Raw genomic sequence first — 14057 nt, 5'->3', positions numbered from 1 at the left:
GTGGGAAGCGGTCAGCCGCGCGGAGTGAAGGCGACCACGTCGCCCGCGTGCTCCCCGCCGGAGAGCTGTCCGAAGCGGTCGGTGCGGATGTAGACCCGGTGCAGCCACCGGTCCGCCCCGTCCCAGCGCGGTGTGAACGGCGTACGGGCGTGTGTCGTACGGAAGTTGTCCACGATCAGGACGTCACCGGGGACCAGGTACACGGCCTCGGTGACCTCGTCCAGGGCCTTGGACAGCGACTCCACGGCCTCTACGTCCCGGGGGTCCTGGGGGGCCAGCAGCTCCCGGTCGTACCCGAGCAGCGGGTCGGACGGATCGCCGTACAGCGGCTTCACCTCGGCTATCGCACCCGGGTCCTCGACACCGCCCCGGAAGGCCACGTCGACACAGCACGGCACCTTGCGGTCGAAGAGGTGGGTCCGGAAGCCCTCCGGGACGAGCGGCAGCGCCTTGCGGACCGAGCCGACCAGGGTCGCCGCTCTGCGCTCGTGGTCGGCACGGGAGCAGGCCAGCATCACGTAGTTGGGCTGGAGCTGGTGGTACGCCATCTCCGTGTGGAACTCCAGCAGGGTCTCGGAGGTCTCCGAGGACAGGTGGTGCGCGCCCGGCGAGGGATACACGTCGTGGTAGACGGTGCCGCTGCGCAGCTCCTGGTAACCGGTGTGCAGTCCGAGCCGCCGGCCCACGACGCCGAGCATCGCCTCCATGGTCAGCAGCGGGCGCTCCACCGGGGCGGGGGTGGACTCGGGGGTCCGCGGCAGCCGGCCCTCCTCCTCCACGGGCAGCCCGCGCAGCAGCAGGTAACCGTCCTCGTTGCCGGAGACGTTGAAGGCGTCGAGCGCCTCGGCGAGCGAGGCGGGGAGGTCGGCGGACGCCTCCTTCGCGGCCTCCAGGAAGGCCGGGAGGTCCGCACGTGGCACCGCCGGCAGGCGCGAGGCGAGTTCCAGGAGTTCGTCGCGGAGAGGGGAGCAGTCGATGACGGTCACGCGTCGTTCCTTCCTTTGATGTGAGCGCGGGCGTACTGGTAGAGCAGCTCCGCGCCTATCTCGGTCGCCAGGACGGAGGTGATCCCGGCGTGGTCGTAGAGGGGTGAGACCTCCATGACGTCGAAGCCGACCGGACGCAACTCGCCCACGCAGCGCAGCAGGGCCAGCACCTCGCGGGAGGAGAGCCCGCCGGGTGCCGGAGTGCCGGTGCCCGGGGCGAAGGCCGGATCGGCGACGTCGATGTCGACCGACACGTAGACGGGACGGTCACCGATGAGCTCCTGGATGAGGGCATGGGTCCCGGCGACACCGGTCTCCACGAACTCGTCCGTCGTGACGACCCGCACCCCCTTGCCCCGTGCGTAGTCCAGCGAGTCGGGCCGGGGGTTGTGGCCCCTGATGCCGATCTGCACCGTGCGGGCGGGATCGATGACCCCTTCGTCGATGCCGTGGCGGAAGGGGGTTCCGTGGTGGAACTCACCGCCGTAGAAGGCCGGGTTGGTGTCCGAGTGCGCGTCCAGGTGGACCACGGCGACGGGGCCGTGCTGCTCGGCCACCGCACGCAGGGCGGCCAGGGTGAGCGAGTGGTCGCCGCCGAGCATCAGGAAGGCGGCGTTGTCCTGGAGCAGGTGGCGCAGATGGCGGTGGGCCGTCTCCATGGCGATGTGCATGTTGAACGGGGTGAGGTCGATGTCCCCGCCGTCCACGCAGTCGATGAGCTCGAAGGTGCCGGGCCCGCGGTCGATGCCGACCCCGTGGATCAGGCCGGACTCGTTGCGGATGGCGCGGGGGCCGAAACGGGCTCCCGGCCGGTAGCTCGTGCCTCCGTCGTAGGGGGCACCGATGACGACGACGTCGCGTCCGCTGGGATTCGGGTCGTGCGGCAGTCGCATGAAGGTGGGGATCTGCGCGTAGCGGGGCGAGATCGCGGTGTCGACACGTTCCACGCGTCAACCCTCCTGTAGGACGGGCCGTGGGAGGCCCGTGCGGGGTCCGGTCCGGTTCACTCGGTCTCCTTCAGCAGTGCGGCCACCCGGTGCACCGCGTCGGCGGTGCTGACCTGTGCGGGCGGCAGTCCTTCGACGACCACCCGGTCGAAGATCTCCCGCACCACCAGGGACTTGGCCCGGTGGACATCGGCGTCCGGCACGCCGGCGTCCATCAGCAGGAGGCTGAAGGAGGACGTCGTCCCGGAACCCTCGTGCACACCGAGCTTCGGGCGGGTGACGGTCTCCTGCGGGAGCAGGGCGCTCATCGCCTCGCGCAGGACCCATTTGTCCCGGCCGTAACGGCGCTTGAGGCCGGCCTCCAGCGGCACCAGCAGGTCCAGCACGTCGCGGTCCCAGTACGGGTGCGTCGACCAGTGGCCCTGGATGCCCGAGAGCACCGGTGTCATCTCGTTGAGGCCGTCGAACGTGGCCATGTCGAGTGCCACGGCCGTGTCCAGCTGGGGCAGCCGGTCCTCGCGGTGCATGCCGGCGAGCGGGATGTCGGCCCCGTAGCCGGTGAGGATCCGGCGGGGCGGACCGTCGAGCGCCCGGTACAGGGCGGTGAGCGGCAGCAGGTACTCGATGATGTCCGGGTCGACGGACTCGGACGCCCATATCGCGTACGGCAGCTGGCCGAGCAGGTCCACGGTGGGGACGGTGATCTCCCGGTGGGCGGAGCCGAGGTGCGTGGCGACCACGCGGGCCTCGGCGAACTCGTCCGCGGTGTCGGTGCCCATGGAGAGCGTGTCCAGCGGGCCGTCCGTGTGCGCGGCGGCGAGCGCGGCGACTCCGGAGGAATCGATTCCTCCGGACAGCACCACCAGGGGAGTGGTGCCTCCTGTGCGAGCCTTGACGGCCCGCTCCAGAGTCCTGCGCACCGCGTCGGTCGCGTCGGCCTCGGACAGCACACGCCGTGACAGCGCGGGCGCCCAGGTCCGGGAGGGCACGGCGGTGCCCGTACGGACGTCCAGGTCCAGGACCGTGCCGGCGGGCACCTGGTGGACCCCCGGTACTCGGCGCACCCTCCGCGCGTCGGCGACGGGCCGCCCGGCCGGCGGAGTCCCCGCCGTCGCCGGGACGAGGGCCTTGATCTCGGTGGCGGCGAGGACACGCCCCGGCGCGGGAAGGGTGTACAGCGGGACGGATCCCGCGTGATCGGTGGCCAGGAGCACGCGGTCGCCGAGCGCGGCGGCCGCCGCGAACCGGCCGTTGAGCAGCCGGAACGCGTGCAGGTCGTAGACGCCCAGGAGAGCGAGCACGAGTTGCGCGTCCGTGCCGGCGTCGCTGCCGGGCGGGAGGAGGGTGAGCAGTTCCTCCCTGTTGTAGAGCTCGCCGGCCAGGACGAGCGCCGTGTCGCCGGAGCGGGCCACGGCGTCCCCGGGTGCACCCGAGTGCACGAGCACGGCGCTGAGGGTCTGGGAGCGGAGGGCCTCGGCCACGGATTCGTGGGCACCCAGGGTCGCGAAGACGGGCCCGGGGGCCCGGCCCCCGCCCTGATGGGCGGAGGCCAGGAACCCCGTGGCCGCGGGGAGTGTGTGTGCCATGATCAGATGCTCAGGGCACCGAAGCCGCCGGAGGTGAAGTCGTAGTTCACCGGGACCTCGATCAGGAACGGCCGGCCGAGACCCGCTCCCTTGCGCAGAGCGGCGAGGAGGTCCTCACGCGTACCGGCCTTCACGGCCTCGACCCCGTTGGCGCGGGCGAGTTCGGTGAAGTCTACCCCGGTGAACTTGACGGCGGGGTCGTGGGAGCGCTGGTGGCCGAGGTTCTGGTACAGCTCGATCAGCCCGTTGGTGTCGTTGTTGACGACGACCGTCACGATGGGCAGGTTGAGCCGCGCGATGGTCTCCAGGTCGGCGCTGTTGGAGTGGAAGCCGCCGTCGCCCGCGATGAGGAAGGTGGGCTGGCCGGGGCGGGCCATCTGCGCGCCGATGGCCGCGGGGATGCCGTAGCCGAAGCTGGAGCAGCCGGCGGAGGTCAGGAAGCCGAAGGGCTGGTCCGCGCGGGCGAAGAGCACCCCGTAGTGCCGGAAGAACCCGATGTCGGAGACGATCGTGCCCTCGCCGGCCTCGGCGGTCTCCTCCATCACGGTGTTCATGGAGTCCATCACCTGGTGCACGCGCATGCCGTCGTCGTACTCGGTGGGGTCGGCCAGGAACTCGGCGATCCGCTCGCGGAGCGGGGCGATGTCGTGCGGGGTCTTCTTCGCGACCTCGGCGGTGGCGGAGTCCAAGTGCTCGACGAAGGCCAGCACGTCGGTGACGACGTCCACGTCCGGGCGGTACACCCGGGGGACCGGGTTCACCGTCGGGGACACGCGGACGGTCTTCTTCTCGCCGCCGCGGTCCCACATCGACGGGCGCAGGTCCTCGGCGTAGTCGTACCCGAGGGTCACGATGATGTCAGCGGGGCCGAAGAGGGTCTCGAGGGCCGGGAAGGACAGGATGCCGTCCATGTAACCGGTGACCGCACCGTAGTTGAGGTGGTGGCCGTGCGGCAGGACGCCCTTGGCGATGTACGTGGTGATGACGGGGACGTCCAGGCGCTCGGCCAGGGACCGGATCGCGTTGACGGCGCCGGAGCGGATGGCCGCCGCGCCGACGACGAACACCGGGTGCTCGGCACCGGCGACCAGGGCGGCGGCTTCGTCGGCGGCGGCCTGCCAGCCGGCGTGGACGGCGCCGACCGGCTTGGCCGGGGTGTGCGCGGCGGGGTGGGTGACCGAGGCGTCGATGTCGGCGCCGAGCAGGTCGACGGGGACGGAGATGAAGCTGGGGCCGACGGGCTCGGTCATGGCGGCGGCGACGGCGGAGTCCACCAGGTCGGTGATCTCGTCGGGGCGCTGGAGCTCGACGGCGTACTTCGTCATGGGGCGCATGACGGACACGGAGTCCAGGCACTGGTGCGTGTCGTTGGGGAAGATGTCGTGCGACTCGGACTGGGCGGCCAGCGCGATGACGGGCGAGCGGTCCAGGATCGAGGTCGCCACGCCGGTGGCGAGATTCGTCATGCCGGGGCCGAGCGTGGCCCAGCAGGCCTGCGGCCGGCCGGTGATGCGGGCCAGCACGTCGGCGGCGACACCGGCGGTGAACTCGTGCCGGGTCAGCACGAAGTCGATCCCCGGCGCCTCGTCGAAGAGGATGGAGGCGGCTTCGCGGCCCACGACGCCGAACACGGTCTCCACTCCGTGCTCGTGGAGACGCTTGAGCAGTGCGTGTGCGGCCGTGGGGTTGCCACTGGGCTTGGTCGAAACACGGGACATACGGCGTCGTCTCCAGGATGTCGACGGGAAGCGGATTGCCGTCACCGTGCCGGTGTGCTCTCTCCACCGCCTCTCCAGCGCCTATCCGACCGCTCTGTAGTGCGCTTCGACCCGACGGGCGGCCGGTTCGGGCCTTGCGCGAAGGCCACCCGTGATAGATGAATAGACATACAGGCTCCCGTATAGTGAAGCGCAGAGGAAAGAAGGCGATCATGACCGGTACGACAGACCGGGACCCCGCGGGGTTCGTGGTGCACACCGCTCCGGCAGGACTCTCGGACGACGGGCGGGACGACTTCACGGTGCTGGCCTCGACCGTGCCCACGCAGGTCAGCGCGGTGTTCACCAAGTCCCGCTTCTCCGGGCCGAGCGTGGTGCTCAGCCGGGCGGCGGCTGCCGACGGGCAGGCGCGCGGGGTCGTGGTCCTCGCGCGGAACGCCAATGTCGCCACCGGCGTGGAGGGGGAGGACAACGCCCGCGAGATCCGGGGAGCGGTGGCCGCCGCCACCGGGCTCCCGGAGGACGAACTGCTGATCGCCTCCACCGGGGTGATCGGCCTCCAGTACCCCATGGAGCAGATCCGCGCGCACATCAAGACGCTCTCCTGGCCCTTCCCTGACGGCGGGTTCGACCGTGCGGCACGGGCCATCATGACGACCGACACCCGGCCCAAGGAGGTCAGGGTGCGCTGCGGCGAGGCGACGCTCGTCGGCATCGCCAAGGGGGTCGGGATGCTGGAGCCCGACATGGCGACGCTGCTGACCTTCTTCGCCACCGACGCCCTCCTGCCCCGGGAGACGCAGGACCGGATCTTCCGCAGCGTCATGGACCGCACGTTCAACGCCGTGTCCATCGACACCGACACCTCGACCAGCGACACGGCGGTCCTGTTCGCCAACGGGCTGGCCGGCGAGGTCGACCCGGCGGAGTTCGAGGAGGCGCTCCACGAAGTGGCGCTCGCCCTGGTGAAGAACATCGCCTCGGACGGCGAGGGCGCCAGCAAGCTGATCGAGGTGCGGGTCACCGGGGCGCGGGACACGGCACAGGCCAAGCGCGTCGGCAAGACCGTCGTCAACTCGCCGTTGGTCAAGACCGCGGTGCACGGCAGCGACCCGAACTGGGGCCGGGTGACGATGGCGATCGGCAAGTGCACCGACGACACCGACATCCTCCAGGAGAACGTCACCGTCCAGTTCGGCGGGACCACGGTCTACCCGCAGCGCGCCGACGGCCCCGGGGACGCCGAGCTGCGCAGGGCCGTCGCCGAGCACATGAGCGGCGGCGAGGTCGTGATCGGCATCGGACTGGGGATCGGCGACGGGGAGTTCACCGTCTACGGCTGTGACCTGACGGAAGGTTACGTACGGCTGAACTCCGAGTACACCACCTGATCCGTACCACCCCGGCCCGCCACTGACTCAAATGCGCCGCCCGGTCACGACTGCTCCGTAGGGTGACGGGTGATCAGCACAACGTGAACGAGGTGGCGCATGAATCAGTCGCGAAGGTCGGTTCTCCAGGGTGTTCTGGGTGCGGGGGCGGCGGGGCTGCTGGTCGGTGGGGCCGCCCCGCTGCCGGCCGCCCGTCCGCGCGTGGTGTCGAAGGGCACCGGGCTCGGCCTGCGCTGGCTGGGCGTCGCGGGCTGGGAGCTGTCCTTCGCGGGACGCAGTGTGCTCTTCGACCCGTACCTGAGCCGTATGCCGTACGCCGGCGCGGACGGCGGCCTCGATCCGGCGCTCCCCCTGCGTCTGGACGCCGACCTGGTGGAACACGTGGCGGAGAAGGAGCTGTCGGGGGCACCCGAGCTGATCCTCGTCAGCCACGGGCACTTCGACCATCTCGCGGACGTGCCACAGCTGTTGTCCCGGCCGGGCTGGAGCGGTGAACGGGTGCGGACCCTCTGCGACACCACGTCGCGGCACCTCCTCGGGGCCATGGGGACGCCCGCGCACCGCATGGCCGACGTGGTGGCGGTGAGCGGGGGAGACCATCTCCAGTTCGACGGCTACAGCGTGGAGGTCTTCCGCAGTCTGCACAGCAGGCAGCAGGACTACACCTCCTTCGCGCCGGGGACGCGGGACGCCGTCCCGGCGCGACCCCGGACCCTCGGTGACCTGGTCGAGGGCCAGACACTGGCCTTCCAGGTGTCCGTCGAGGGTGGTCCGTCGGTGCTGCTCACCGGCACCAGTAACGTCGCGGAGCGCGAACTCGCGGGCGTGCGGCCCGACGTGGCGGTGATCGGGATGAGCGGGTACGCCGCCGTGCACGGGTACCCGGACCGGCTGCTGGCCGCTCTCGGGGCACCGGCCCTGCTCCTGCCCTGTCACCACGACGACATGGTGACCCCGCTGAGGGACTCCGGGATCACCGGCACGGTGTCTTCCGACGCGGTGACGGCGCTGACGCAGGCCGTCGAACGCCAGGGCCGGGGTGACACCACGCGGGTGCTGGCTCCCCGGCACCTGGAGCTGCTCGACGTCACGGGTGGTGCGGCCGGCTGAACGCCCGCTCTCTCGCTCTCCCGCCCGGGCGCCTCCCGCTCCGGCCGGTCGGCCGCCCCGCCGGTCGGCCGCCCCGCCGGTCGGCCGCCCCGCCGGTCGGCCGCCCCGCCGGTCGGAGCCGCCCGGCCGTCGGAACCAGGGGAGCCGTCGGGGCCGTCGGACCCGGACGGCTCCGACGGGTTTGCCGGGCTCCTGCCCCGAAGGTGTCCGGCGCGGAATGCCTGACGTCGCATTTCGGTGCGTCCGAGGGCGCCGTACAGCCCCCTGGTGCACAGGTTTTGGCCATCACTGGACTAGTCCACTGAAAGAACGGATCTTGGTCCGGATCGATGCGCTGGGTAATCACACTCTCCACACGTGATCCCCGTCTTCTTCACGATGGACGCACACACTCCGCATGAGCCCTACGCTCCCGGGGGTCGTGACCGGCCGTGCACCGTGCGCCGGGGGTCACCATGATTACTCCGCGCGATGCGTGATCATGCATTCCCGGCCGCCGTGCTCCTCGCGCGTTATGCATGGATTTCCCGCGCGCACACTTTCCCGGTCTCCAGCGCGACGGTTTTCAGCCGCACTGGTCAAGGCCTCGTTGACGCGGCGGAGTTGGCTTATTACTGTCCCGACTTGACAGGACGGGGCATCGCTACGCGCGTAGTCACCGCAGTCATGGTCACTGCATTCGCTTCACCGACCGGCGCATCACACGGCATTGCGTTGCACAAATCCAGCAGTTCATGGCACGAAGTAGAGTCGTGGACAGGCAGAACGGGAGACCCCTGTGGTCGGCGTGCAGATTCGTATATTGGGTCCGATCTCGATGATTTCCCAGAACATTCCGGTTCCCCTCGCCGGGCAGCGGCAGCTCCGGGTTCTCACAGCCCTCGCACTGGTGTCGGGCAGGACCGTCAACACTCCCGAACTCATCGCCCAGCTCTGGGGCGAGAATCCACCTCGAACCGCCCCTGGACAGCTGCAGACTAGCGTGTGGATGATCCGCCGCTCGCTGGCCTCGGTCGGCGCGCCGCAGGAGACCGTCCTGTCGACGGCCTCCGGATACCAGCTCGACCCCGCCCACTGCGAGATCGACAGCGATATCTTCCGGCGCAATGTCGCTACGGCCAAGAAGCTTGTGCGCGCAGATCTCAAGGAGGAGGCGCTGGACCTCCTCAAGGAGGCCCTCGACCTCTGGCGGGGTCCTGCCCTGGCCACGATTTCGAGCAGTGCTCTGCAGACCCGTGCCGCCCGGCTGGAAGAGGAACGGGTCGCCGCCCTGCAGCAGCGTATATGCCTGGAGATAACTCTGGGCCAATATGAGGAGGCCATCGTTGAACTCACCGACCTCATAGCCCTTCATCCCCTCAGGGAAGAGCTGTACGCGCATTTGATGCAGGCGCTCTATCTGTCCGGAAGGCAGGCCGACGCCCTCGCCGTTTTCCGAAGAGCCCGCAGCACACTGACCGACGAACTGGGCATCTACCCGGGGCCCAGGCTGACCACATTGGAGCGGGCGATCCTCCGCCAGGACGCCGACATGCTCTCCGCCGTGCCCGGGGCCGCCCTGCGCTGACGCCGGTCCGACCACGACCGCCCGCGCTCCCCGGCGCAGAAGCCGGGGAGCGCGGGCGGTGTCATGGGCGGGGGACGGGGGTGCGGCCGTGTGTCACGGGCCGAAGCCCGTCCAGGCGGCGAGCGCGGCACCGCCCAGCACCACGACCTGTACCGCCACCGTCGTCCAGGCCCGAACCGCGGTCGCGGTGCCGGCGGAGACCAGCAGGGCGACCAGGCACACGAGTGCGGCATTGGAGGCCTCACGGCCGGCCGCGGCACGGTCCGGACTGCCCGTCAGGCCACCCGAGACGATCACTCCGAAGAGCAGGAAAGCCAGCAGGAAACCGTCCAGCAGGAGCAGCAGGAGGGCCGCTCCGAAATCGCCACGACGGGACACGCGCCTCATCGTTCACCTCCTGTGGAGCGGCGTGCCCTCCCCGCAGGGGGAGGACACGCCGGTGTCGGAGGGCCGGAGGATCAGAGCCCCATGCCCTGCATCGTCCGTTCCAGTGAGTCCGCGTAGAGCCGGGCTCCTCCTACCTTCGGGTGGAAGGACTGTGCGGAGGCGCCGAGTTGCAGGATCGGCCAGTCGATCGCGGGCTCGTCGCTCTGCACCAGGTCCAGCACGATGCCGTGGACCTGCTCGGGGTCACCGCAGACGGCCTTGCCCGCGAAGTTCTGCGCGGGGTTGGAGTACCAGGCCTTCGTGCCGGCGGCCTTGGCGTCGTCCACGGCGCCCTGCATCTCGGTGGCGAGCGTGGCTGCCATGCCGTTCAGCCAGGGAGCCTCCCCGGTGCCGATGCCGGGAATGCACTGCCCCGACTTCTCCAGCAGCGGAGGGTAGCCCATCAGGACGATCTTGGCGTTGGGCGCCTTCGCCTGGATCTTCTTCAGCGCGTCCGTGATGGCCGGCCGCACGCGCTCCTTGGCGAGCCGCTCCGCCGCCACGCCGATGTTCAGGCCCTGGTAGGCCGCGTCGTCCACATGGGAGTCGTCGTCCTCGAACTTCTGGTCCTGGCACAGGGTCGGCCAGCCCACACCGCCGAAGATGCACTTCTGGATGATGTAGGCGAACCGCGCGTCGTTCCCGCCGATGGAGATCGTCACCAGACTGGTGTTCTGGTCGAGGTAGCCCTTGGACAGCTGGGGCAGCTCGCCGTTCTCGCCGACGCTCGCGATGTTGTAGGTGCGGGCGCCGGAGCAGGCGATGAGGTGGTAGTCCATGGCCGCGGACCGGTTGTCGTCCATCGAGCCCACGGACGCCGAGCGTCCCGGGATCGTGGCCTGGCGGGACCACGTCTGCTTGGAGCGGTGGCAGGCGTTGCGGGTCGAAGGATTGCTGACGTCGCGGTAGTTCGTCTCCTTGTAGTAGTCGACGCCGCCGGCGGCCGAGGCGCCCTCACCCGAGGAGTAGGAGTCGCCCATCGCGACCACCATGTCCTTGGGCTTGGCCGACAGCGGCTGGAAGCCCGCCGCGTCCCACGCGACGTCCTCGGACCCGCTGCCGTCGGCCGAGTGCGTGGAGAGCGAGATCTTCGGGGTGGAGGTGAACTGGAACACCCCGAGGGAGACCCACTTGTTCTCCAGGACGCGCTGCGGCGTCACGCGTACCGGGCTGGTGCTGTTGGTCCCCGAGACGGTGTACGAGGCCTGCCGGGTGTGCGCCCCGTGGTCGGGGAGGTGCACCCAGACCCGGGCCCAGCCGGTCATGCCGTTGGTGAGGGTCCACGTGCCGGTGGTCTTCATCCGGGCGCCGTCGGTGGTCGCCTGGTTCCGGGTGTGCCCGAACCAGAAGTGGTTGCCGTAGCCGGCGCCGATCTGGTGGGTGTCGATCTTGCCCGGGTAGTTGGCGCCGTCGGCGCTGAAGGTGAAGCCGAAGGTGCCCGGCGAGGTCGTCGCCCCGCAACTCCGCCCGGACGAGCCGGCAGGGGTGACCCCGGACGCGACGTCGTCGATCACATAGGTTCCGGAGGGCAGTCCGCTGGAGCACCGGGGCGGGTACGCGTTGCCGTCGGGCTGTTCGGGATAGGTGGCGTCGAAGCGGTGCAGGGCGAATCCGCAGGTGGCCGCGGACTCGCAGTTCTTCCAGGCGGCCTTCTTGTTCCACCAGCAGTGCAGGAAGAACTCGTCGGCGGGGTTGTTGAGCTGGCAGGCACCGGTGGTGTCGGTGTCGTTGTCCTTGATCTTGCTGGGGTCGCAGTTGTTGGAGGTGTCGCAGAACGTTCCGACCGGCGGCTTGGCCGAGGTGCGGTAGGCCGGGTCCGTCCACCAGGCCGCGCGGTAGCCGGGCTGGAAGTCGCCCGGGGCGAACATCGCGGAGATCGGACGGGCGGCCCAGCCGATCACCTTCTCCTGGTAGGGCCAGTCCTGCGGGTGGGCGGCGTGGGAGTAGTCGTCCCCGCCCGCCGAGTTCTCCAGGAACGGGGTGCGGTTGGCCTTCCAGAGGGCGTTGGCGGGGTTGTTGGTGTAGCCGACACCCCAGTGGCCGCCGTGCGAACCGGCGCTGGACTGCGGGTAGAAGCCGGAGTTGTACGCCCAGAGGGCGAAGAACCAGTTCTCGATGTACTCCGGTCCGCCGTCGTTGACGGTCATGCCGGCGCCGTGCGTCTGGTTCCACTTGTCGACGAGGATGTTGACGCCCGCGGCGATGTTGGCGGTGTAGTCGAGGGCGACCGCCTCCTGCTTCTGCACGGACAGCGCGGTCTCGCCGGGCTTCTCGTGACCGGCCTTGCGCATGCCGTCGGTCACCTGGACGATGCCGTAACCGCAGTCGGCGGAGGCCCAGTTGATGGCCCACGGGTCCGAGGACTGGCCGTCCGAACCATGGCTGATGCCGTAGTAGTTGCCGATCAGCGTGTTCGCCGTGACGCCGGGCACGGCGAAGCGGGTGGCCTGCCACATGTTGGATTCCTGGGCGGTGACGCCCAGCATCACCTGTGCGGGGATGTGGTAGCCGTCGGCCGCGTCAGGCGTGCCGTTGGGGTCGCCCGTCATGGTCTTGAGAGGGAAGAGGGACTGCGGCTGGTAGGCCGACATCCCGGTGTTCTTCCAGTTGGCGGCCCGGGAGATGTGGGAGTTGAGCTTCCCGACCACGGCCTGGTCCACCGCCCACTCGACCTGGCGCGGGGTCGGCTGGAAGGCCTGCTTCTTGACGTCCCCGCGCGGGACCGAGCAGTAGCGCTCGTCCTCGACAGGATTGGTCGGTGAGGCGGCCGCGAGCTTCGGTGCCGCCGTCGTGGTGCCGCCGGTGAGTGCCGGCGAGGTCGCGAGTCCGCCGGCGGTCTTCGCCGTGGAACCCACCGTCGTGCCCGGCCTGGAGTCCAGGGTGACCGTGCGCCCCGTCGCCAGGATCTTCATCTCGGTCCGGGCGGTCCGCGCCGAGGCGGCCTCCTGGGGGGAGATCCTGGAGTCCTTGCCGTCGGCCCACGACGTGGTGACGGCGGCCTCGCCCTTCGTGGACAGGACGGCGTCCTTCGCCACCCCCGCCGGCATGCGCACGGACGCGGGCAGGGTGCCGGCGGCCTCGGCGGTGCCGGTGACGTAGACCGTGCCGGTCCGGGCGGAGCGGGCCAGGTCGAAGTCGGTGAGAGCGCCGGTGGCCAGGCGCCGGGTGGTGCCGGTGGCCCTGGAGGCATCGAGGAGCGAGGCCGGAGCGCGGCGTACCTCGGCCCGTTCGGTCGTGGCCTTGTTCTTCGACGCCTTCGTGGCGGTACCGGGCCGGTCGATGTAGACGACGGAGCCGTCACCGGCCGCGGTGAGCTGGAAGGGGACGCCGGCGGTGCGTGCGGCGACACGCACGTCGCCCCCGGAGCCGACCCGGACCAGACGGGCGCCCTGCGCGGCGGCATAGCCGTCGGCGACGGGTACGGCGGACGTGACCTGGCCCGGCAGGACCAGCGGCTTCGCGGTCTTGCCGGCGGCCGTGTCCACCCCGATCAGACGGGTCTCGTTGCGCTTCGACTCGTCGTCGGAGAACTGGGAGAACACCGCCTTCTCCGTGGTGCCGCAGCCCGGCGAGAAGTAGCTCAGGCTGGACTGGACGGGCAGCTTCTTGACCGCGCCGGTCGTCAGGTCGACGACCGCGGTGAAGGCCCCGCGGGTCAGCAGCGCGGGCTTGTTGGTGAAGGTGCGGGGCGCGTAGGTGACGGCGGCACGCTTGCCGGAGGCGGTGACGCAGGCGTTCCCGATCCAGGTGTCGGTGTCGAAACCGGGTTCCGAGAGGGTCGCGGCCGTCTTCCACCGGTAGCCGTCGTCGGCCGCCGCCACCATGACGTGGAAGCCGGTGGCGTCACCCGAGGTGGTCCATGCCAGGTCGTCCGAGGTGCGGTGACCGGAGCCGAGGACGGCGGCGCGGTCCTCGGCGGGTACGGCCTCGGGGAGCTCGGCGGGACCGGGCTTCGCGGCCTTCGCCTCGTCCTTCTGGGACCAGCCCTGGGCGGCACCCGGGGGAGGGGTGGGGGTCTTGGCCACCGACAGCGACGGGTAGCCCGCCAGGAGTGCCGTCGCGGCGATGGTTATGACAGGTATATGCCATCTTTTTCTTCGGGACACGTTCTGCTCGCCTCTCGTGCGTACGCCCGCGTCGCGCGTGGGGGGAAGCGGGCGTCCGCTTCGCGCGTGGGGGGACGCGAGCACATCAGCCGCGGCTCTCCACTCCCTCTCACCCGTCTCTCCCGCTATACCGACCGGCCCTCGGCTATGCGCCCGTGCCCCCGCGCACCGTCCAGGAGCTCCGGGCCCCCGCAGAATGGCGCGGAAATCACCGCGAGAA

9 protein-coding genes are annotated in these 14057 nt (G+C 70.4%); 3 read left to right on the top strand and 6 right to left on the bottom strand.

Going from position 1 to position 14057, the window contains the following annotated elements:
• Window positions 1–11: 11 nt before the first annotated feature.
• From cs1 to LWJ43_RS02960, 4 genes are read right to left on the bottom strand one after another with little or no spacing between them, the layout of a single operon-like run.
• Window positions 12–986 (bottom strand): clavaminate synthase Cs1, encoded by a 975-nt coding sequence (cs1, locus tag LWJ43_RS02975; RefSeq protein ID WP_277330695.1) that lies wholly within the window; start codon window positions 984–986, stop codon window positions 12–14.
• Entirely contained in the window at window positions 983–1933 is a 951-nt protein-coding gene (gene speB, locus LWJ43_RS02970; protein ID WP_277330694.1) for an agmatinase, read from the bottom strand. The genes cs1 and speB overlap by 4 nt, the downstream gene beginning before the upstream one ends.
• A 56-nt stretch (window positions 1934–1989) precedes the next feature.
• Window positions 1990–3522, bottom strand: a complete 1533-nt coding sequence (locus LWJ43_RS02965; RefSeq protein ID WP_277335793.1) for an asparagine synthase-related protein — start codon at window positions 3520–3522, stop codon at window positions 1990–1992.
• Window positions 3522–5237, bottom strand: a complete 1716-nt coding sequence (locus LWJ43_RS02960; protein WP_277330693.1) for a thiamine pyrophosphate-binding protein — start codon at window positions 5235–5237, stop codon at window positions 3522–3524. The genes LWJ43_RS02965 and LWJ43_RS02960 overlap by 1 nt, the downstream gene beginning before the upstream one ends.
• Before the next feature lie 212 nt (window positions 5238–5449).
• Between LWJ43_RS02960 and argJ the strand changes: the two genes are divergently transcribed.
• The 3 genes from argJ (at window position 5450) to LWJ43_RS02945 (ending at window position 9305) form a co-directional block, all read left to right on the top strand.
• The gene (argJ, locus tag LWJ43_RS02955) at window positions 5450–6628 is read left to right on the top strand and encodes a bifunctional glutamate N-acetyltransferase/amino-acid acetyltransferase ArgJ (protein ID WP_277330692.1); all 1179 of its coding nucleotides are present in this window, start codon (window positions 5450–5452) and stop codon (window positions 6626–6628) included.
• 99 nt (window positions 6629–6727) lie between these two features.
• Window positions 6728–7738, top strand: coding sequence for an MBL fold metallo-hydrolase (locus LWJ43_RS02950; RefSeq protein WP_277330691.1), 1011 nt, complete (start codon window positions 6728–6730; stop codon window positions 7736–7738).
• 817 nt (window positions 7739–8555) lie between these two features.
• Entirely contained in the window at window positions 8556–9305 is a 750-nt protein-coding gene (locus LWJ43_RS02945; RefSeq protein WP_277330690.1) for an AfsR/SARP family transcriptional regulator, read from the top strand.
• Between the two features lie 93 nt (window positions 9306–9398).
• On the opposite strand, the gene LWJ43_RS02940 is transcribed toward LWJ43_RS02945, so the two are convergent.
• Together LWJ43_RS02940 and LWJ43_RS02935 are read right to left on the bottom strand one after the other, a co-directional pair.
• On the bottom strand, window positions 9399–9692 hold the full coding sequence (locus LWJ43_RS02940; RefSeq protein WP_277330689.1) for a transporter: 294 nt from the start codon (window positions 9690–9692) through the stop codon (window positions 9399–9401).
• 71 nt (window positions 9693–9763) lie between these two features.
• Entirely contained in the window at window positions 9764–13756 is a 3993-nt protein-coding gene (locus tag LWJ43_RS02935; RefSeq protein WP_277330688.1) for a golvesin C-terminal-like domain-containing protein, read from the bottom strand.
• Window positions 13757–14057: the final 301 nt, after the last annotated feature.

The sequence above is a fragment of the Streptomyces sp. JH34 genome (assembly GCF_029428875.1).
In the GTDB taxonomy this organism is placed as follows: Bacteria; Actinomycetota; Actinomycetes; order Streptomycetales; family Streptomycetaceae; genus Streptomyces.
Note: the sequence above shows the minus strand (reverse complement) of the source record. Positions and strands in the feature narration are given on the sequence as shown.

Bases quoted from the DNA above. Each gene is read 5' to 3' on its own strand.
- LWJ43_RS02960 (WP_277330693.1), bottom strand. From the start codon at position 5,237: ATGTCCCGTGTTTCGACCAAGCCCAGTGGCAACCCCACGGCCGCACAC.
- argJ (WP_277330692.1), top strand. From the start codon at position 5,450: ATGACCGGTACGACAGACCGGGACCCCGCGGGGTTCGTGGTGCACACC.
- LWJ43_RS02950 (WP_277330691.1), top strand. From the start codon at position 6,728: ATGAATCAGTCGCGAAGGTCGGTTCTCCAGGGTGTTCTGGGTGCGGGG.
- LWJ43_RS02945 (WP_277330690.1), top strand. From the start codon at position 8,556: ATGATTTCCCAGAACATTCCGGTTCCCCTCGCCGGGCAGCGGCAGCTC.
- LWJ43_RS02940 (WP_277330689.1), bottom strand. From the start codon at position 9,692: ATGAGGCGCGTGTCCCGTCGTGGCGATTTCGGAGCGGCCCTCCTGCTG.